Raw genomic sequence first — 19,017 nt, forward strand, 5'->3', positions numbered from 1 at the left:
GCCATGACTCACCTCCACCGGCCAGCCTCGCGATCACCGGCCCGAATGTCCACGCGACACGGTTACCACGTCAACGTTCCTTGACGAGGCACTAGCTGATATTCCCGGTCGGGTCGCCGTAGTACCACCCACCGGCCGCCACGAATCCCTGGTCAGCAACCCTTGGTCGCCCCGATGACGACGCTGACCGGCGCCACAACCGACCGTTCAAAAGCGATCAGATCGTCGGGCATCACCGCCCTTGTGGCGACGTCGAGCGATCCGGACAGTCGCGGAAAGCCGCAGCTCACGAGGGGCGCGGTCTCGTGAGGATGCTGTGCGTGCCCCCGACGGGGTTCGAACCCGCACTTTGTCGATTTTAAGTCGACTGCCTCTGCCAATTGGGCTACGGGGGCACCGCACACTCTAGGCGACCGGCACCCACCGCAGCTCAGAGGACTACGCCGCCAGTTTCCAGACCGCCGCCACGACGCCGACCACCAGTGGATGGACCGTGACTGCCGCGCGTGCCAGGGATCGGAGAACCAGGACCACGCCGCGGTCACCGAGCCAGGCCAAGCGGGTCACGCCGTTGCCGTAGAGGTACGCCAGCTGCGGTGGCGTTCCCCCCGCGCGCCGGCGTGACCGGCTGACCCAGTACTCCGGCAGCACCAGCAGTGCCGCGACCAGCGTCACCGCGTCGCGGACCGGTTCGATCAAAGTCCTCAACGCCACTGGTACGACGAACCGGACGACCACGCAGGCAACTGCCACCACCACGAACAGGCCCGGCAATGCCTGCGGGAGCAACGGCCACATCATGCACCGCTTCCCGAGCCGTTCCGTGCGGACTCGCTGGTCCGGTCTTCGAAGCTCAGCTGCCGCGCCGCGTCCGTGCCGGTCAGGACCCGGTTGATCGAGGTCTGCATCCACTGCATCACGATCCGGACCTGGTCGTCGATCTGCCAGCGATCCAAAGCGTCCGACTCGATGAGCCGCGTGATGAAGTCGAAGACCTCGCGGCGGTGCGTGTCCCGTTCCTGGACGAGCGCGCGCACCACCGGTTCGACGTCCTTCGGGTTTTGCGCCAGCTGCAAGGCGAACTGGTCGAGGTCGCCGTCCTTGATGAGTTCCTTGAACGCCGCGACCTCGGCCTCCAGCCGGACGTTCCGTTCCTTCTGTTCGTCCATCCGCAGGCGCACCAGCACGTTCGTCCACAGTCCGTATTCCGACAGCAGCCAGTTGTTGGGGAACCGCGCGTTGACGGCCTTCTCCGCCGTCTCGACGTCCACGGCCATCAAAGCCCGGCTCGCCTCCCGCAGCCCGGCGAGCAACGGCGGGACGAGCACGGGCCGGATGTCCCTGAGCCCTTCGGCGACGACCAGTTTGGGCTTCTTCACCCGCCACTGGATGTCCGCTTCCGCGCGGAAGACGAAGGCGTCACCCATGCTCGGCAGCGCGATCTCCAGCGAAAGCCGCTGCAGCGAGAGGTCCACCTCGAAGACCGAGCGGAAACCGCCCCAGAGGAGCTCGCCGGCGGTCGGCTGTTTGCGCTGGTCGAAGGCGGACATCCGGCCGTCGCTCTGGACGAACACCCTCGCCACCCACGGCCGCATCGGCGTCCGGTTCCGCACGAAACCCAGCCGGCCGACGCGATCGTCGCTCACGATGGGCGCGTAGGCGGAGCCGTCGAGCGTCCTGACCGTCGGCCGGTCGCCCTGGATACCCGAGTCCGGCATCGGCGATTCGGGCTTGTCCTGCTGTTCGACGTCGTCTTCCTTCGGCTCGGCTTCTCCGGAGACCTTCTCCTCGGTCATACGACCACCCTCATTTCGGTCCGGGTACGGATCGACGCGGTCAGCCGGGCCGCCACGTCGGGCTCGAGCGGATCGGCCCAGTCCTTCGTGAGCCGTCCGATCAGGTAGAGGAGCCGTTCCGCGTCACCCTGCTTCTCGACGAGCTCGGCCATGAACCTCGCCAGGACATCGAGCAAGGTCGGCTCCCGTTCCGCGCAACGGATCCACCGGGAGAGGAAGTGCCTTGCCAGCGCGTCACCCTCGCGGGTCCGCAACGACTCGCGCAGCAACGAGGCGATCGGCTCGGTGAGGGCGGAGTCCTGCGAGTGCAAGGTCAGGAGCAACGGCCACTGCTCGGCGCCGGGCGGGAGCACGGGCCTGTCCTCTTTCCCCGCCATTTCGAGGTGGTCGAGCTCGAACCCGTAAAGATCCGTCAGGTGCAGCAAGCTCTGCAACGCGAGCCGGCGAAGGCTGGTCCGCTTGCTGTCGAGCCATCCGCGGAGGCACGCGAGCACCTCGGTCACCCGGCCGAACGCCAGCAGTTTCGCCACGCTGTAGCCGGTGATCCAGACGACGTCCCAGTCATCGCCTTCGTCCAGGGGTTCGCGGCCTTCCGAAGGAGTACCGAGAACCCTGAGCTCTTCGAGCGTCTTGTCGATGCGACGGCGCCCCAATGAGAAACCGTACGTCGCCGCGGCCGTCCAGCGCAGCGATCGGAGATCGGAGCGGCGCCAGTCCTCCAGCCGCTCGATGATGGCCGGTCGCAGGTTGTCGTCCTGAGCCGCCTGGTCCAGCGCGATCGCGGGCGACAAACGGCGGTTGCTCAGCAGCCACCCCCGCTCACCTTCGATGGCACGGGGCTTGATCATCTTCGTGTAGACGTAGACGAAATCCCGCCGGCAGAGGTATCCCATCACCTGAGCGGCCCGGACCCACATCATCGGGCGGTCGTCTTCGGTCAGCTTCGTCAGCCACTCGTTGATGGAATCCCGCATCCGGTAGTGGTTCAGCCAGACGTGGTCGAGGATGGCGGTCGGGTACCGCGGATCGTGGAACCGCATCAGCGGCATCGGCACTTTTTCGCGGCCGAACGTCGCGTAGCCGTCGACGATCGTCGCTCGCAGCGCGGGGAGCCGGCTCACTTGGTCGTCGGCGAACAAGGACACCCGGCGCTTGTCGTCCTTTCCCGTCGCATTGACCAGCTTGTCGCCCAGCAGCTCAGCCGCTTCGGCCACCAGGTTGTACGGCGCCTCGTTCAGCACCGCCAACGCCACGCGGAAGGCGCTCAGCCGGAGCGCCTCGTCGAGTTCGGCACCTGGCTCCAAGCCCTGTGGAGCGACGAACCACTTCGCCACCTGGCGGTGAACCGCTTGAGCGGCCTCGCGCTCGACGTCCTCACGTGTGAGGGCTCCTCGCGCGTGCTGGACGAGAAGAGTGGCCATCCGCACGGACTCCCGTGGCCGCGGGCACGGACCCAGGGCCTCGGCGGTCCATGGGGCCGCGCGCAGCTTCCCGAGATCGGTTTCGAGTCCGGGCGGGTCCTCGGGCCGGATCTCGTGCCGCACGTACTCGTCGAGCAGAGAAGCCGGTTCCGGCGGCCGGTACTCGAACGCGTACCCGCCGAACACATCGATGAACCGGGAATCCTCGGCCGCGATCAGCACGCAGAACGACGACGCCTTTTTGAGCCGGTCGCGCAGTTCGTCGAGGTTCTGCTCGGTGAGTGCGCCGCTCACCCGGCGGGTGAGCTCGGCGAAGTACCCCGCGTTCTTCTCCGGGAATTCGGCACCGACGAGCGATTTGACGGTCTTTCCGCTGTTGAGCCCGAAGACCCTGCCTTCGGCCACCCGGTCGAGGAGGTGCAACGCCGTCGTGACGCGTCCGGTGCCCGGCTGGCCCCGCAAGAGGATGACGTTCCGCTGCCCGAGCACCTCGCGCATGTCACTGTGGCCCGCCACGGGGAGGTACCGGGACCTGACCTGCGAGAGCACGTCTTCACGCACGGATCCGGACCGCCGGGAGATCTCTTGCCCGGCATAGATCTGAATTCGATCACCAACCTGGACCTCGCCGACCCGCGGCTCGTTGAAGTACGCGGTCGACGTGTGCTGCGCGAATTTGGGCGACAAGAAGTGGTCCCCTTGCCGGATGGCCTGGTTCACGCCCCGGCTCTCGTCGTCGACCCGATCCTTCTCGTCCCCCGGGCTCGCCTTCTGCGGCGTCCCGCGCTTTTGCGTACCGCCCTTCTGCGCGGTGCCGTTCTGTGGAGCACCACCCTCGGGAGGGCCCTTGGGCGCCGAGGCCGGAGTGGCCGGTGCCGGCGCTTTCGGCGATGGCGCTGCCGCGGCGGATTCGCTCATCGGCCGGCCCCGCGGTTGTCGTTCCACGCCCCGATGACGATCGGCGCGTGGAAGGTCCCGCCTTCGAAGTTCGACGCCGATCCGTGCACCACACCGATCCTGGGTGCCGCCTCCGATGTCGCGGTGTCCCGGCGACGCGGAACTGGCTCCGGCGGGACGGAGTAGCCGAGGACGCGGACCCAGGACCCCGACTCGCCGCCGAGCCGCCGGTAGCTGTCCGGCATCACCATCCGCGCCGTCGAGCCGGCGACGAACTGCCGATGGACGCCATCGGACACAGCCACGACGACGGAACTGTCCTCGACGCCGGCCGAATACCGAGCCGCGTCGGCAGCCGGCGCGCGAGCGTCCCCGAATGCCACTCCCACGGCGATCCGCACGTCCGGCGCGTGCGCGGCGAGTGCCTCCTCCAAGTGGTAGAGCCATACCCCCAGCACGCGTTCGCCTGGCGCTCCGCCGGGCAACGAGACCGTGAGGTCCTCGTTCACCTGTCCGGGCAACGAGATCCCGGCCGCGGCGAGGGACGCCACGACCACCCGATCCGCGAAGTCCGGGTCGGCGTCGCCATCGAGACGGAGATCGAGCGCCAGCGGAGCCACGCCGGCGAGTTCGGCCACCTTCGCGGCGGGAACGCCGGGTACCCGGATCCAGGCGTCGGCCGAGAACCGCTTCTCCGGTTTGTCCACGCGGACGCGCACGAACTCGGCTTCGGAAACTTCGGGGAGACGCTGGCACACGCATCCTTCGAAGATCGGCTGGGACACGACCTGAACGAGATTGGCCTCGGGCAGTGCCGCCAGGACCGCCCGCGCTTGTTCAGCGTCCAAGAGCCGGTTGACGTGCACCGGTCCGTCCGACGCGTAGCCGTGCGCGGCCGGCAGGGATCCGCCGTGGTGCATCGAAATGCGCAGCCTCATGCGTGTTTCCGGCCGCCGGGCGTGGTTGAACCGTTCGAGCCGGGCATCGAGCTCCCGGACGAACCGGCCCACCAGCGCCGGCTCGGCGGAGCCGTCGTCGATGCGGGCGAGGAAGCCGTCGCCGCTGTCCTGTACCGCCCACGAGGCTCGATCGAGCCCGGCGATCTCGGCCGCGGCGGACACCGCGTCCGATAGGGCTTGCTGCAGTTCAGCCTGCTGCCGCCCGTCCCGGGTCCCGTATCGCCACATGTCGACGGCCAGCAGCAGCGCCCGTGAGAACTCGGTGTGTTCCGGCAACGCGGCCTCCTCCGGAAGATCGATCTGCTTTTCGATCCCCTAACTCTGAGCCACATCCGCGTCGCCGACCCCGTATTGATACGGGTTTTGCCGGTCAGGAACCCCGAACCGGGCCAGCCGCTCGAGATCGTCGACTACGATCCGTCGATACCGCCGGCGGACCAGGCCCGACCGGTGCAGCAGCTGCAAAGCCTTCTCGAACGTCGCCAGCGCCACCCCGGCCAGGGACGCGATCTCCGTCTGGGTGAGCGACACGTCGAGGTCCCAGCCCTCCGCCGTGCGCACGCCGTGCCGGCCGACAATCTCGGCGAGCACCCGGCCGACCCGCAGGGGCGCCGGGCAGGCGACGAATTCGGCTCGCCGGTTGTTCGCCCAGTGCAACCGCGAACTGAGCGATGCGGCCATCGCGGCCCACGCGTCCGGATTGCGGTCCAGGAAGTTCTTCAGCTGAGCGCTCTTGATGAGCCTGACGTGAGCGGCGGTGCAGGTCGTCACGTTGGCGGAACGCCGCCGGCCTTCCAGAACCGACATTTCACCCAGCAGATCACCTCGTCCACGCAGGCCCAGCAACACTGGACGCCCGAACTCCGTTTCCACGAACACCTTCATGATCCCGTCGAGGACCACCAGTACGTGGTGGCTTTCCTCGCCCTGCCGGATGATCTGCTGGCGCGCGCCGTAGGTCACCGCGGTTCCCAGTTCGAGAAAACCGTCCTGGGTCCTCGCGGACATCCGGCCGAGCAAGCTGCCTTTGGGCCACGACTTCTGGTTCAGCTCCACTCCCCTCCTCGAGCGCGTGCGCCGCAACCACCGTTCCCACATGACGGCGCCGCGCACCACGTCAAAAAGCGGCTTTTCGCATTCCAGGGCGGTGAGTTCCGGTCCCGAAGCCGTCGCAGGACGAGAAGCCGGCGGCCCGGAGCGGCGACGATCGAAGGGCGACCGGAAGGGGAGAGAACATGATCAGGAGAGCACCGGCGGGTACGAAAGACGGACGTGGCGAGATCGGGGACGAACTCGCCACGACCTTGACCACTGTCACCTTTTTCCAGGGCGCGGTCCAGCACGCCGACGAGAAGGCTCGCACCGTCGTGGCCGTGCAGACCATGATCACCGCGCTGGTGGCCACCCAGGCCGGCCTCCTGGGGAGTGTCAGGGCCGGCTCGGTGCCGCGGACGATCCTCCTCGGGGCGTTGATCTGCTTCGCCTTGGCGTACGCCTTCGCCTCACTGCACGTGTTCCTGGCGATCCGGCCCCGGACGACGGCCCCGTCCGGGGCGAACCAGTTCGCGTTCCCGAGCGTCGCCGCCGGAACGGCTGTCTCCGGACGCGGTAATCAGCGAGAGCAGTCCGAGCAGGCTCACGAACTCACCCGCCTGCTGGCCGCCTTGGCGATGCGCAAGCACCACCACGTGCGGTTCGCGTTGGCCGGCACCTGTGCGCTCTTCGCGAGCGCCCTGGTCTTGCTGGTCACCGCGGCGCTTCCGTGAGCGGGCTCAGCCGTCGGCGACGGCCGCCAGCCGTTCCTGGTCGCAGACGCACACCCGGCGGTAGCCGGTCTCCACGATTCCCTCCCGCCGCAGCCCGGCCAGAGCACGGTGCACGGTCGGCTCGGCGGCCCCCACCAGCGCGGCGAGTTCCGGCTGGGTGAGGGCGACACCGATCCGGAGGTGCGGGCCGGCGGCGATGCCGTACGACGTCGCGAGCTCACGCAGGACCCTGGCCAAGCGGATCCGCACCTCGCGGCTGCCGAAATCGATCCGCCGCCGAGTGGCCCAACGGAGCTTCGCGCCGACGCTGCCGCTCACGGCGAGGGACACGTCCGGGAAGCCGAGGAGGAACCGGCGGAACTCGGCTTGGGAGATGAAGCGGGCTTTCACCCGGCCGGCGGTGGTCACGGTGGCGACTCGTGGCTGGCCGTCCATCGCCGCCAGCTCTCCGACCAGATCGCCGCCGACGCGGATGGCCAGCAGGGCGAGGTGACCCTCCGGGGTGGCACCGGTGACCTTCACACAGCCGTCGACCAGCAGAAAGACGTGCGTACTGGACTCTTGTTCGCGAAGGAGTACCTTCTCGGGTCCGAACTCCCGCGGGATGCCCAGCTCGAGCAGGGCGGCCCGCGCAGTCCGGGACAATCCGGCCAGAAAGCTGCCTCGCGGAAACCTCGCCTCGGCCGGACGGCTCACCGCCCCTCCCCTCGCCCACCTGGATGGTAGGACGCGGCGGGCACCGGCGCCACCATCGCAAACGACGCGAGGCCGGGTCGGAGAAACGACCCGGCCTCGTGTCTACTGTGGACTCAGTGCAGTGTCCACGACTGGTTCGCCGCGCCAGTACAGGTCCAGATCTGCAGCGGTGTGCCGTCCGCCGAACTCGGGCCCGTGGCGTCCAAGCACTTGCCCGAGGCCGGGTTCACCAGCTGGTTGCCGGAGTGCGTCCACTGCTGGGCGCCCGTTCCGTTGCAGTCGTAGAGCTGGACCTTCGTGCCGTTCGCGACCCCGGCCGCGTTGATGTCCAGGCACTTGCCCAACGCCCGCAACGTGCCCGAAGCCGACGTCCACTGCTGGGCGTTCGTCCCATTGCACGTGTACAGGTCGACCACCGTGCCATTGGCCGAAGAAGCACCCGCCACGTCGACGCACTTGCCGCCGTAACCGGTGATCGTGCCGCCACCACCAGGAGGCGGCGTGGTCGTGCCGCCGCCCGTGATCGCGTTGAAGATCCTCGAGTACGCGTAACCCGTCGCGCGGTCGTAGTCCTGGAGTTCCCAGAACGACAGCTCCGCGACGCCGTTCTGCGCCGCGAACGTCTCCAGCTGCTGGGCGTCCGACTGGCTGAACTGCGCGCCGTCGTCGTTGCGGCCGGCGATCGGCGTGAGGCCCATCATCGCGTACGCCGCCGAGGTCGAAATTCCGTACAGGCTCGCCAGCTGGGACGCCGAGGCCCGGGCCGCCGACAGGGCGTCGCCCAGGACCGGCTGGCCGTCGTAGAAGTCCATCACCATCAGGTTGACCACGCTGACCTTGACGCCCTTGTTCTTCGCGTCGCGCAGCAGGTCGAGCTCGTTCGACGGGATGCCCGTCGGGTCGACCGCCAGCGTGTAATCGACCTGGACCGCGCCGTTCTGCTGCTGCAGCGCGGCCAGCGCCGAGTTGCGGCGCTGGTTCGACGCCGTGTCGTTCAGGACGCCGCCTTCGATGTCGAAGTCGAGGCGCGGGGTGCCGTACGTGTTGACGACGTTGGCATAAGCCGCGGTCAGGCTCGACGTGTTCGTGCACGTCTGGGCCAGCTCGCCGCCTTCGGCACCGCCGAACGACGGGATGACGTTGCCGCCCGCCGCCTGCAGGGCGCTGATCTGCGACTTGAACGAGCCGACGCCGGTGCCGTTCGCCTCCCACACCGGCGTGCAGCCGGACTGCGGGGTCAGGAACGCCAGCGTGAAGAACTTCGTGCCGGTGGCGTTCATGTCGGCGGACATCTGGCCGGCGTCGGAATCGCTGATCTGCAGGTACGGCGCCGCGTAGTGAGCCGGGAAGGCGGGGGTGGCCGCGGCCGCGGTGGACGGTGTAGTGGCGAGGACGGCGGCACTGACGACGACCGGCAAGGCCGCGACGAGTGCCGTTCTGGTACGGGAAAAGCGCATGGCAGAGCTCCAGGGGGACCGTGGGGAGGGAGCCGGAGCGGACTTATTCCGCGTTGTGAAGAAAGGGTTTACCCGCTCAGCGGCCCAGTTGTCCAGACCATGTCGCTCACCGGCACACAGCCGGTCATTTCCCTGCAACTGCCCCAAAAAGTACTTATCAGTCCGATCCGTCGGTGCGGCGGTACTCCAGCCAGCGCTGCCCCACCACGTCCCAGACGCGCTGGTAGTCGTCGAACTTCGCGCGGATCACCTCGACGTCGAGCTCGCCCGGCGGCGTCGCCGAGAGGGCCAGCGCCACCAGCCGGATCGACACCGCCCGCCGCCGGAAGCGGAACTTCCGGCTGCGGGCGTACTCGTTGGCGCGTTCGATCCGGGCCAGTACGTCCTGCGCGAGCTCGAGCGGCGACAGTCCCGGCGTCGGCGGGTCCGACTGGATCGGTGGCTTCACCGGCAGCAGGATACCGACCGGCCAAACCGAAAAGCCCCCGCTCGCCGAAGCGACCGGGGGCTTTCGAAAGAAACGTCAGGACTTCGAAACGCGCGCGAACTCGTCCTTCGGGTTGTTGATCTGCCCGAGCGAGATCACCTCACGCCGGAACAGCCCGCCGAGGATCCAGTCGAACAGGATGCGGATCTTGCGGTTCCACGTCGGCATCGCCTTGAGGTGGTACGCGCGGTGGAAGAGCCACGCCGGGAAGCCCTTGATCTTGAGGTTCAGCGCGTCGGCCACGCCCTTGTGCAGGCCGAGGCTCGCCACCGCGCCGAGGTTCTTGTGGAAGTAGTCCTTCGGCTTGCCGCCGCGGATCACCTTGATGATGTTCTTCGCCAGCAGCGTCGCCTGGCGAACCGCGTGCTGCGCGTTCGGCGGGCACGTGGCCGTCGGGTCTTCTTCGGTGCGCGAGAGGTCCGGGATCGCCGCGTTGTCGCCCGCGGTCCACACGTCCGGGTGGCCGACGACCTGCATGGCGGCCGTCGCCTCGAGGCGGCCGCGCTTGTCGACCGGCAGGTCCGACTGGCCCACCACCGGGTTGGCCTTCACGCCGGCCGTCCAGATGAGCGTGTCGGTGTCGAACTCCGTGCCGTCCGAGAGCACGACGTGGCCGTTCTCGAACGACTTCGCCGCCGTCGACAGGTACACCTCGATGCCGCGCTTCTCCAGCTGCTCGACCGTGTACACGCCGAGGGTCTCGCGGACCTCGGGCAGGATCCGCCCGGCGGCCTCGACGAGCACCCAGCGGACGTCGGACGGCTGGATGTTCGGGTAGTAGTTCTCCACCGCGAACCGGGTCATGTCCTCGAGCTCGGCCAGCGCCTCGATGCCGGCGAACCCGCCGCCGACGACGGTGAACGTCAGCAGGCGCTTGCGCAGCTCGGGGTCGAGCGTGCTCGCCGCCTCGTCGAGCTTGGTCATGATGTGGTTGCGGAGGTAGATCGCCTCGCCGATGGTCTTGAAGGCGATGCCCTGCTCGACCAGGCCCGGGATCGGCAGGATGCGGGCCACCGCGCCCAGCGCGACGACGAGGATGTCGTAGCCCAGCTGCTCGACGTGGCCGTCGGCCGCCTCGACCGTGACCGACTTCTTCTCGTTTTCGATCTTGGTGACGCGCGCGGTCAGCACGTGGCAGCGCTTGAGCACGCGGCGCAGCGGCACGACCACGTGCCGGGGCTCGATCGCGCCGGCCGCGGCCTCCGGGAGGAACGGCGCGTAGGTCATGTGGGGCTGCGGGTCAACGACGGTCACGGAGGCCTCGTTGGCCCGGAGCATCTTCTGGAGGCCGTACGCCGTGTAGAGCCCGACGTACCCACCACCGAGGACGAGGATCCGAGTCGGTTCCGACTTCGACTTCGCAGCAGCCATGTCCTCATGGTGACACCTTCGCGGGCACCTCGCTCGGGGACCCCATCTCGCTGTGACCAGGGTCGCTGCGGTTTCCGTAACGATTCAGTTCGGCCCTGTCACCGAGGCCGCGGCGCGGAAGACGCCGGCCACCATGGCGTGGGTCACGAGCCGAGTCTGGACATTTCGCGGCGACACGTGGTAACAGCCGAAAAGGTGCAGGTCGTCCAGTTCCACGACGGCGCCGTGCGCGAACGCCGGACGCGGCTGCGGCACCGGCCAGCCCGCCGCGGCGAGCACGGGCAGTAACGCCTGCCAGCCGAACGCGCCGAGCACGACGATCGCCCGCAGTGTCGGACGTAACAGCGTCAGTTCCTCCGCGAGCCACGGACGGCAGGTGTCGCGCTCGGCCGGCGTCGGCTTGTTCTCCGGCGGCGCGCAGCGCACCGGCGAGACGAGCCGGGTGCGGTACAGCTCGAGGCCGTCGCCGATCGCCGTCGACGTCGGCTGCGACGCGAGCCCCACCTCGTGCAGCACCCGGAAGAGGAAGTCGCCCGACGGGTCGCCGGTGAACATCCGGCCGGTGCGGTTCGCGCCGTGCGCCGAGGGCGCGAGCCCGACCACGGCGATTGACGCGTCCGGCGGCCCGAAGCCCGGCACCGGCCGCGCCCAGTACTCCTCGCCGCGGAACGCCGCCTTCGTGCCCGCGACGCCTTCGCGCCAGGTCACCAGCCGCGGGCAGGCGCGGCAGCCGGCTACCGCCGCGTCGAGCTCGGCGAGCGTCCTCGGCGGCCGGTTGTCGGTGTGCACCAAGTCACCCTGCCACAGGCCCGCGCAGCCGCCGTCTAAGTTGGGTCCATGGCGGACACGACCCCCGAAGAGGCCCCCGAGAAGAAGGCTCCGGAAACCACGGAGATCCCGGCGGAGCCGACCGACGACATCGTCACGACCCGGCACACGATCACCGTGAAGCGGAAGAAGCTTTCGTACACGGCGAAGGCGGGCCGGATCGTCCTCCGCAAGGAGATCGTCAAGGACGGCAAGTCGGAGGGGCACAAGGCCAAGGCGGAGGTGTTCATCACCTCCTACACCCTCGACGACGCCGACCCGGGCACGCGGCCGGTGACGTTCGCCTTCAACGGCGGCCCCGGCTCGTCGAGCATCTGGCTGCACATGGGCCTGCTGGGCCCGCGCCGGGTGCTCTCGGGCGACGTCGACGACCTCGTGCCGCCGCCGTACGGGCTGGCCGACAACCCCGAGACGCTGCTGGCGCAGAGCGACCTCGTGTTCATCGACCCGGTGTCGACCGGCTACTCGCGCGCGTCCGAAGGCGGCGAGACCAAGGACTTCCACGGGTTCAAGGGCGACATCGAGTCGGTCGGCGAGGTCATCCGGTTGTGGGTGTCGCGCCACCAGCGCTGGCTGTCGCCGAAGTTCCTGGCCGGCGAGTCGTACGGCACGCTGCGCGCCGCCGGGCTGGCCGCGCACCTGCAGGAGCGGCACGGGCTCTACCTCAACGGCCTGCTGCTGATCTCGTCGGTGCTCGACCTCGGCACGCTGCGGTTCACCGAGGGCAACGACCTGCCGTACTCGCTGTACGTGCCGACGTACGCGGCGATCGCGCACTACCACGGCCTGCACGGCGACCGCCCGCTCGACGACGTCCTCGCCGACGCCGAGGACTTCGCGGCGAAGGACCTGCCGTGGGCGCTTTCGCGCGGCGCGCGGCTGTCCACTCAGGACCGGGCCGACGCGGTCGCCACGCTGGCGTCGCTGACCGGGCTCACCGAGTCCTATGTGGACCGGGTGAACCTGCGGATCGAGCACGTGCGGTTCTTCACCGAGCTGCTGCGCGACCGCGGCTTGACGGTCGGCCGGATGGACGGCCGGTTCACGACGTGGGAGCCGGACGGCGGCCGTGAGCACATGAGCGACGACCCGTCGATCTCCCGCGTGATCGGCGCGTACGCGGCCGCGTTCAACCACTACGTGCGGGCCGAGCTCGGGTACGAGAACGACCTGCCGTACGAGCTCATCCACGAGGACACGTTCAAGGCGTGGTCGTACTCGGACTTCGAGGGCCGCTCGGTGTCGGTGGTGGACTCGGTGAGCGCGGCGATGCGCGCGAACCCGCACCTGCGGGTCCACGTGGCGTTCGGGCACTACGACGGCGCGACGGCCTACTTCGCGGCCGAGCACGTGCTGGCCCACCTGCAGATCCCGGAGGAGCTGCGCGACAACATCGACACGGCGTACTACCCGGCCGGGCACATGATGTACGTCCACGAGCCGACCCGGGTGCAGCAGGCCAAGGACCTCGCGAAGTTCGTCAAGAAGGCGTCGAACCGCTGACCGGCGGGCCGGGGCCGTCGTCTTCGAGGGCGGCGGCCTCGGCCAGGTCCTGGTGGAACCGCTCGTTCCGGTCCCGCACGTCGCCCCAGGCCGGGCTGAGGTGCACGGTTTCCTTGGCTTCGGCGAGCGGCGCGCCGGTCAGCGCGCGGACGGCACGGACGCTGTCCACCTGGGAGAAGCCCCGGCGGCGGAGCTGGATCAGCACGGTGTCCAGCTCGACCCCGGCCGCGACGGCGGTCCGCGCTTCGGCGAGGAACCGGTCGTACCCGGCGGCGTCGATCACGGTGTCCTCATCCAGTTCGACGTCGCAACCTCAGCCAATTTATTCGCCCCAGGCCGATGTCTCGCTGGACGGCACCACGTAAGCGCGAGCTTGGTCCGCGTCGAAGAGTACGACGACGGAGGTCGGCAGGTAAGCGGCAACGCCCTGCCGGATCTCGCCCAGGGCGACCACGACGCTCAGGTCGCCCTCGAACTCGATCCGCAGTGCCCAGAGGACCAGCGGGCGGCCCTCCCACGGCACGTGCCGGGCGGTCCCGACTCGGACGATCTTCCGGCCGAGCAACGGCCGCCACTCCGGCAGCTCGCCGACTTCGACGGCATCGACGAGCAACCCGCCGTCCCCCGAGCCAAGCAGCAGGAACTCGTCCTCGCCGTCCATCTGCCACTGTGCGAACAGCACGTGGCCGTCTTCGAACGCGAAGACGACGCCATGTGCGACTTCCTGGACCGGGCCTTCCTCGACTTCGCCAGCCGCGGAGGCGCCGGCCGGAACCAGGTACCGGACACCGCTCAACCGCCGGCCGAGCAAGCCGGCAGCCGAACGCTCGCCGTCAACTGTCACCCGTAAACTCCGAAATATTGGAACTCGCCACTGGAATCGAACGTCGCGCCGATGAACCTACCATTTACGATTTCGTTTCCGATGATCCGGAACCCACCGGCGAATCCGCCGCTGGTCACCGCCTGGTAGTCCGCGTTCGGGTCGGTCAGGATGTCATCCAGCAGCTTCTGGCCGGCGCCGTCCAATTCCTTTCCCGGAACCACCGGCAACTCCCCGCGGCCCATGTGCTTCTGGTACTCGAACCCGACCCGCTTCAAGCCGGCCTTGGCCGCTCGCTGCCCGCTGGCCGACGCGGCTTCGTAGTCGAAACCCTTCGGACACGGGGCGTTGTGCACCAGCACCGGCGTGCCGCCGGCCTCGACGTAGTACGTGTGGACGGTTTCGACCGCGAGGTTGTAGGTCCGGAGCGCACCGGGGTGCCGGTGGTTCGCGACCACCTCCGCGTGCCCGTTCCCCGGTGTGGCCAGCAACTCGCCCGGCCGCAGGTCCGCCGCGTCACGCCAAGCTCGCTCAGTCGCGTCCCAGAACAGGTGGTGTGCCGTCGTGGTGATCGTCCGCAGGCCGGTCGGCGTCTTGACCGAAAGGTCGACGAAGTCGTTGTCGTCGTCCGTGACGTGCACCGCCGTCACCGCGTGCCGCTGGAGCAAGTCGCTGCCCGGCGCGGCGTCGGTCACCCGGTCACCGGCGACCACATCCTTGATGGGCTTGCTGGTGCCGTCCGCCATCAACACTGGCGTGTCCGGCGCGAAGCTGTTCGGCGTACAGCCTCGTGGCCTGCCGGTCAGCTGGTCGGCGATCTTGGCGAGGTCTTTTTGCTGCCGGTCGGCAGCCAGGGCCAGATCGGTGGCCTTGCCCAGCTCGATCCTCGCCTCCGCGCCTGCGACGTCGATCAGTCCTTGTCCGCTGGCCAAGGCGTCGGCCATCGCAGCCGAAAGCGTGCGACCGCCTCCTAGCAGCCCCAATTCCGATTCCGCGTCACCGAGCAGCGAACTCAGTTCGCACTGGGGACACATCAACGCCAGCAGCCCCGCCAGGATCAGCCCGGCCACGCCCTCGCCGAGGGGCGTGTCGCCGGTCGGGCTGGGACCGGGCAGGTAGTCCGGGCTCAGCAGGTTCCGCGAATCGAGGCAACGCGCCAGTTCGACAGTGCCCGGCTCGTTCAGCTGCCGGCAGAGGTCCTGCAGGTGGTTGAGAATGCGGTTCTGCTCTTCCGGGGTCCCGCTGAGGAGCTTGATGCAGTCGTCGGCGCTGAAGTCCTGCGCCTGCCACGCCGGACGGTTGTTGCACTCCCACGTCCGGTCGTTGATCGCGGCCTGCCGTTCGGTCCCGACCTTGGCCGCCACGCTCTGCCAAGCGCCTTGGGCCAGCGTGGCCGCGTCGTGCGCGTCCTTGCCTGCCTGAATGGCGGCGTCGTAGGCCTTGCCCGCCGAGACCGCGGCGTCGGCGGCATAGCCGGCGGCGTCGCTGGCGGAACGCTGTGCCCAGACGGCGGAGCGGTTCGCCTGGTCGGCCGAAGTCCGCGCCGACCGCGCGGCCGCTGCCGCGGTGTTCGCCGAAGCTTGAGCCCGCTGCGCGGAGGCGGCGGCCTCGTTCGCGGCGTCCCTCGCCTGGCTCGCGTACGTCTCAGCCTGCGACGCAGCAGCGGTCGCCGCCTTGGCGTAGGCGTCGGCTTCCTGCGCGGCGTTCCGGGCGGTCGCCGCGGCGGCTTGCGCTTCGTTGGCATCGTGCGTCGCGGTCGCGGCAGCCGCCGTCGCCTGGGCGAGGAGGCCGTCGATCGCCGCGTTGTGCGCGGTGGTGTTCTGGTCCCGCCTGGCCGCGGTGTACTGGCCGACGGTGAGGAACTCGTGCCGCAGGGTCGGCGGACCGTCCAGTGCCGCCTGCGCCGCGGCGACGACCTCACGGGCCCCGGCGGCGCGCGCTGCCGACATCACCTGGTTGACCTTGAGGTCCTCGTCGATGGCTAGCGCGGTGTACTGCCCGCTGTCGATGAACTCCCGCAGCGCCCGATCATCGTTGGCATCCAGCGCGTGCTGGGCTTCCTGCACGACGATGGTCCGGCCCGCGGTGCGGGCGGCCGACATGATCTGGTTGACCTGCAGCGAATCGTCGCTCGACTGGTCCGGGTAGTCCCGGTTGCGCAGGAAGTCCCGGACCGCCGAGTCCGTACCGGACAAGGCTGCCGTGATCGCAGTCTTGAACCCACCACTGGCCGTTGTGCCCAGCTGGGTGAGGACCGCGCGGTCGTCTTGTCCCGCTGCCGCCGTCAGGCGTGTGACGACGAAGTCGACGGCTTCGTCGTCGGTGCCGGACAACGCCGAATCCGACGCCGCCCGGGTCCACGGTGCGGCGGAGTCGGCGAGGCGGAGGGCGACCTGGCGACCGTCGGCGACCTGAACCTCTCGGGTCGCACCGGCTGCCCTGGCTTCGGTGATCAACCGGTTGGTCTCCACGTCCCAGGTGCTCGCCTGGTCCGCGTCCCACCGCGGCGGGTCCAAGCGGGCGGCGAACTCCGCGAGCGCAGCCTTGGCCGCGTCGTCGGCCTGCTGCCCGGCCAGGGTGATCCGGTCGTCGTCCGCCTTGCGCGCGTCCTGCGCGATCGCCCCGGCCTGGTTGGCCGCTGCCACCGCCGCGTTCGCCGCCGCGGTGGCAGCGTTCGCGTGCGCCGTCGCTTGCGCGGCGGCGTCGGCCGCGTGCCCGGCGTGGGCCGCGGCGTCCAGCGCGGCTTTCTCGGCGTTCAGTGCGTCGTTCGCCGCGGCATCGGCGGCCACAGCCGCCTGCCCGGCGGCTTCCGCTGAGCGGTGTGCCCACGCCTGGCTCGCGTTGGCCGCTGCCGTCGCCCGGTCCGCCTGGGTGCGTGCCGTCGCGGCCGCGGCTCGGGCCTGCCGCGCGTCGGCCCCGGCGGCCGCGGAGCTGTTGGCGGCGTCGGTGGCCGCGTCCGCCGCCGTACGTGACTGCGCGGCGGCGTCCTTGGCGAGCCCACCGGCCGTCTCGGCCTGTTGGGAAGCGGTCCTCGCCGAACCCGCCGCGTCGCGAGCCGATTGCGCACTCAAAGCGGCGTCGTGCGCGATCTGCGCGGCCAACCTGGCGTCGCCAGCTTTCCCCTGGTCTCCGATCGCCAGCGCGGCGGCGTCGTAGGCACGCGACGCCGCGCGACCGGCCTGGGACGCCGCGGCAGCCGCACGGGACGCGGCAACCGCCGCCGTGTGAGCGGCGCTGGATGCCGCATTGGCAGCACCGATGGCTTGGCGAGCCGTCATCGCGGCCTGGTCCGCGGCGTACGCCGCGCGTGACGCCGCGTCCGTGGCCTGTCCGACGTGCCCCTGCGCCGCGGCCGCGGCATCTTTCGCCGCTTGTGCAGCCTTCTGCGCGGCGGCTGCCTCGGTGACAGCCAGGTCCGACTGGCGCTTCGCCTGTTCTGTCTCGCTCGTAGCCTGCTTCGAAGCGGCCACAGCCATCGCCGTCAGCTGGGCTACCGAATCCGTCTCGGCGTCCCGCGCCTGCGCCACGGGCAGGTCCACGGCCAGAAACTGGTTGAGCGCGTCGAGTGTGTTGGCGTCGAGCGCCTGCTGCGCGACCTTCTTGACCTCGGGCCCACCGGCCGACATGGCCTGGTTGACCTTCAGGTTCTGATCGATCTCGAACGGCACTTGCCAGCCGGTGTCCAGGAAAGCCTGCAGAGCGTCCTGAGAGTTGGTGTCGAGCGCTTGCTGAGCTGCCTTCTTGAGCTGCGGCCCGCCCGCCGACATCGCCTGGTTGACGCGCAGGTTGAGATCCATTCCATGCGGTACCTGCCAGCCACCGGTCAAGAAGCCTTGCACCGCGTCGTCCGAGTTGGCGTCGAGAGCCTGCTGCGCCGCCGTCCGCAACGACGGTCCGCCCGCCGACATCATCTGGTTCACCTGAACGTCGCGATCGATGACCGCGTCGGGGTCCTTCTGTTCGGTGAGGAAGCGCGAAACGTCGATGTCGGTGCCCGTCAACGCCGCCGCGGCGTCCCGCTTGGTCGCCGGTCCGCCCAGCCGCCACAGGAACAACACCTTGGCACGGTCGGACGGACCGGCTTCCGCCGCGGTCGCCGACGACGCGGCGAGCGCCGGTCGCGGAGCGGCTGCGGCCTGCGGCACGACAACCAGCCCGGCAATCAAAGAAACCGCCAGCGCCGTTACGAGGGCAGGTTTGAAGCGCCGTTTCACCGAATGCACTGAGTCCCCCACTCGAACCTCGCGACGAGGCCGAAAGCCGCCCCAAGTCGCCCCACAAAAACTTAACAGCGGACGAAGGCCCGAGCGACGGCCAAATGGACGTGATCGAGATCACTGAAGGCGCCCGAACTGCATGTCTTAGTCTCTGAAAGCCGTCAAGTCCCGGCAAATGTCCATTTTGGCGTAAAAGTCTTTTTTATCCAGGGGGAATAGACGAAATGCGGAATCTACTGAGAACCGCGTTGATCGTTTCGGCCGCCGGCGCAGCGGCGACCATTGCCGTCGTCTCGGCGCAAGGTGCCGAGAACAGCGCAGTCGACGAACCACCATCCCTCGCGGAGGACTACACCTACCCGGGCGCGGCCCAGATCCTGGCCACCGACCACGTGCAGCTGATCAGCGGCGACGGCCACATCGTGTACGCGGCCTGCCCGACAGGACCGGACACGGTGGGCCTGCTCCAGATCAGCACGTCGGAACGCGTGGGCCCGAGACAGAACGGCAAGGTCTGCTTCCACGTACTCGGCTCCGGCGGCCAGTTGAGCCTCAAACTCCCCGGCGTCTACTCGATCCGCGGCGACGGGCTCAGCACCGGCCAAGGGCACAAGGTCAAGGCGGCGCTCACGACCGACGCCGGTCAGCACACGACCGTCGACGTCCCACCGGACGGCACCACGCAGGTCGGAATCGCCGGCACCCCGGCGGGCGACCCCACGACGTTGCTCGAACTGAACGCCACGACGTAACGGCAGCGATCGCCGGTCGCACAACCGCGAAACGGCCCACCTCC

Annotated in this window: 16 protein-coding genes and 1 tRNA gene; 3 read left to right on the forward strand and 14 right to left on the reverse strand. The window is 69.2% G+C overall.

The genetic code is table 11. From position 1 onward, the window contains the following. Nucleotides 1-321 precede the first annotated feature (321 nt). The 6 genes from AB0M59_RS39015 to AB0M59_RS39040 all read right to left on the reverse strand — a co-directional run bounded on the left by AB0M59_RS39015 (nucleotide 322) and on the right by AB0M59_RS39040 (nucleotide 6,129). Nucleotides 322-395 (reverse strand) — tRNA-Leu (locus AB0M59_RS39015). A 43-nt stretch (nucleotides 396-438) separates the two neighbouring features. Continuing rightward, complete coding sequence (locus AB0M59_RS39020) at nucleotides 439-801, reverse strand: hypothetical protein (RefSeq protein WP_364625639.1); 363 nt, start codon at nucleotides 799-801, stop codon at nucleotides 439-441. Continuing rightward, a complete protein-coding gene (locus tag AB0M59_RS39025; protein WP_364625641.1) occupies nucleotides 798-1,796 on the reverse strand; it encodes a hypothetical protein in 999 nt (332 codons plus the stop codon). The genes AB0M59_RS39020 and AB0M59_RS39025 overlap by 4 nt, the downstream gene beginning before the upstream one ends. Further along, nucleotides 1,793-4,135 carry a hypothetical protein gene (locus AB0M59_RS39030; protein ID WP_364625644.1) on the reverse strand — a complete coding sequence of 781 codons (2,343 nt, stop codon included), beginning with the start codon at nucleotides 4,133-4,135 and terminating at the stop codon, nucleotides 1,793-1,795. The genes AB0M59_RS39025 and AB0M59_RS39030 overlap by 4 nt, the downstream gene beginning before the upstream one ends. Beyond that, nucleotides 4,132-5,349 (reverse strand): hypothetical protein, encoded by a 1,218-nt coding sequence (locus AB0M59_RS39035; protein ID WP_364625646.1) that lies wholly within the window; start codon nucleotides 5,347-5,349, stop codon nucleotides 4,132-4,134. Before AB0M59_RS39035 ends, AB0M59_RS39030 begins: the two co-directional genes overlap by 4 nt. A 39-nt stretch (nucleotides 5,350-5,388) precedes the next feature. Then, nucleotides 5,389-6,129 (reverse strand): Crp/Fnr family transcriptional regulator, encoded by a 741-nt coding sequence (locus AB0M59_RS39040; protein WP_364625649.1) that lies wholly within the window; start codon nucleotides 6,127-6,129, stop codon nucleotides 5,389-5,391. A gap of 179 nt (nucleotides 6,130-6,308) precedes the next feature. Between AB0M59_RS39040 and AB0M59_RS39045 the strand changes: the two genes are divergently transcribed. Then, on the forward strand, nucleotides 6,309-6,839 hold the full coding sequence (locus AB0M59_RS39045) for a hypothetical protein (protein WP_364625652.1): 531 nt from the start codon (nucleotides 6,309-6,311) through the stop codon (nucleotides 6,837-6,839). Between the two features lie 6 nt (nucleotides 6,840-6,845). Here the strand turns inward: AB0M59_RS39045 and AB0M59_RS39050 are convergent, their stop codons facing one another. The 5 genes from AB0M59_RS39050 to AB0M59_RS39070 all read right to left on the reverse strand — a co-directional run bounded on the left by AB0M59_RS39050 (nucleotide 6,846) and on the right by AB0M59_RS39070 (nucleotide 11,639). Then, nucleotides 6,846-7,535: a Crp/Fnr family transcriptional regulator gene (locus AB0M59_RS39050; protein ID WP_364625655.1), complete on the reverse strand. Its 690-nt coding sequence runs from the start codon at nucleotides 7,533-7,535 to the stop codon at nucleotides 6,846-6,848. Between the two features lie 113 nt (nucleotides 7,536-7,648). Beyond that, nucleotides 7,649-8,992, reverse strand: coding sequence for a ricin-type beta-trefoil lectin domain protein (locus tag AB0M59_RS39055; RefSeq protein ID WP_364625658.1), 1,344 nt, complete (start codon nucleotides 8,990-8,992; stop codon nucleotides 7,649-7,651). Nucleotides 8,993-9,149: 157 nt separating this feature from the next. Further along, the gene (locus tag AB0M59_RS39060) at nucleotides 9,150-9,440 is read right to left on the reverse strand and encodes a hypothetical protein (RefSeq protein WP_364625661.1); all 291 of its coding nucleotides are present in this window, start codon (nucleotides 9,438-9,440) and stop codon (nucleotides 9,150-9,152) included. A 75-nt stretch (nucleotides 9,441-9,515) separates the two neighbouring features. Next, nucleotides 9,516-10,850, reverse strand: coding sequence for an NAD(P)/FAD-dependent oxidoreductase (locus AB0M59_RS39065; protein ID WP_364625664.1), 1,335 nt, complete (start codon nucleotides 10,848-10,850; stop codon nucleotides 9,516-9,518). A gap of 84 nt (nucleotides 10,851-10,934) precedes the next feature. Then, nucleotides 10,935-11,639, reverse strand: coding sequence for a uracil-DNA glycosylase (locus AB0M59_RS39070; RefSeq protein ID WP_364625667.1), 705 nt, complete (start codon nucleotides 11,637-11,639; stop codon nucleotides 10,935-10,937). Nucleotides 11,640-11,687: 48 nt separating this feature from the next. Here AB0M59_RS39070 and AB0M59_RS39075 point away from each other — a divergent pair, with 48 nt between their 5' ends. Beyond that, a complete protein-coding gene (locus AB0M59_RS39075) occupies nucleotides 11,688-13,181 on the forward strand; it encodes a peptidase S10 (RefSeq protein ID WP_364625670.1) in 1,494 nt (497 codons plus the stop codon). Here AB0M59_RS39075 and AB0M59_RS39080 read toward each other — a convergent pair. The 3 genes from AB0M59_RS39080 to AB0M59_RS39090 are packed head-to-tail and all read right to left on the reverse strand — an operon-like array spanning nucleotide 13,159 to nucleotide 18,149. After that, nucleotides 13,159-13,464 carry a hypothetical protein gene (locus AB0M59_RS39080; protein ID WP_364625673.1) on the reverse strand — a complete coding sequence of 102 codons (306 nt, stop codon included), beginning with the start codon at nucleotides 13,462-13,464 and terminating at the stop codon, nucleotides 13,159-13,161. The two genes, AB0M59_RS39075 and AB0M59_RS39080, sit on opposite strands and share 23 nt — an antisense overlap. A gap of 39 nt (nucleotides 13,465-13,503) precedes the next feature. Beyond that, the gene (locus AB0M59_RS39085; RefSeq protein WP_364625676.1) at nucleotides 13,504-14,025 is read right to left on the reverse strand and encodes a hypothetical protein; all 522 of its coding nucleotides are present in this window, start codon (nucleotides 14,023-14,025) and stop codon (nucleotides 13,504-13,506) included. Further along, a complete protein-coding gene (locus tag AB0M59_RS39090; protein WP_364625679.1) occupies nucleotides 14,022-18,149 on the reverse strand; it encodes a polymorphic toxin-type HINT domain-containing protein in 4,128 nt (1,375 codons plus the stop codon). The genes AB0M59_RS39085 and AB0M59_RS39090 overlap by 4 nt, the downstream gene beginning before the upstream one ends. Nucleotides 18,150-18,445: 296 nt before the next feature. Between AB0M59_RS39090 and AB0M59_RS39095 the strand changes: the two genes are divergently transcribed. Beyond that, on the forward strand, nucleotides 18,446-18,973 hold the full coding sequence (locus tag AB0M59_RS39095; RefSeq protein ID WP_364625682.1) for a hypothetical protein: 528 nt from the start codon (nucleotides 18,446-18,448) through the stop codon (nucleotides 18,971-18,973). The last annotated feature ends 44 nt before the right edge of the window (nucleotides 18,974-19,017 follow it).

Origin of the sequence: Amycolatopsis sp. NPDC051371, assembly GCF_040682155.1 — a bacterium.
Taxonomy (GTDB): domain Bacteria; phylum Actinomycetota; class Actinomycetes; order Mycobacteriales; family Pseudonocardiaceae; genus Amycolatopsis.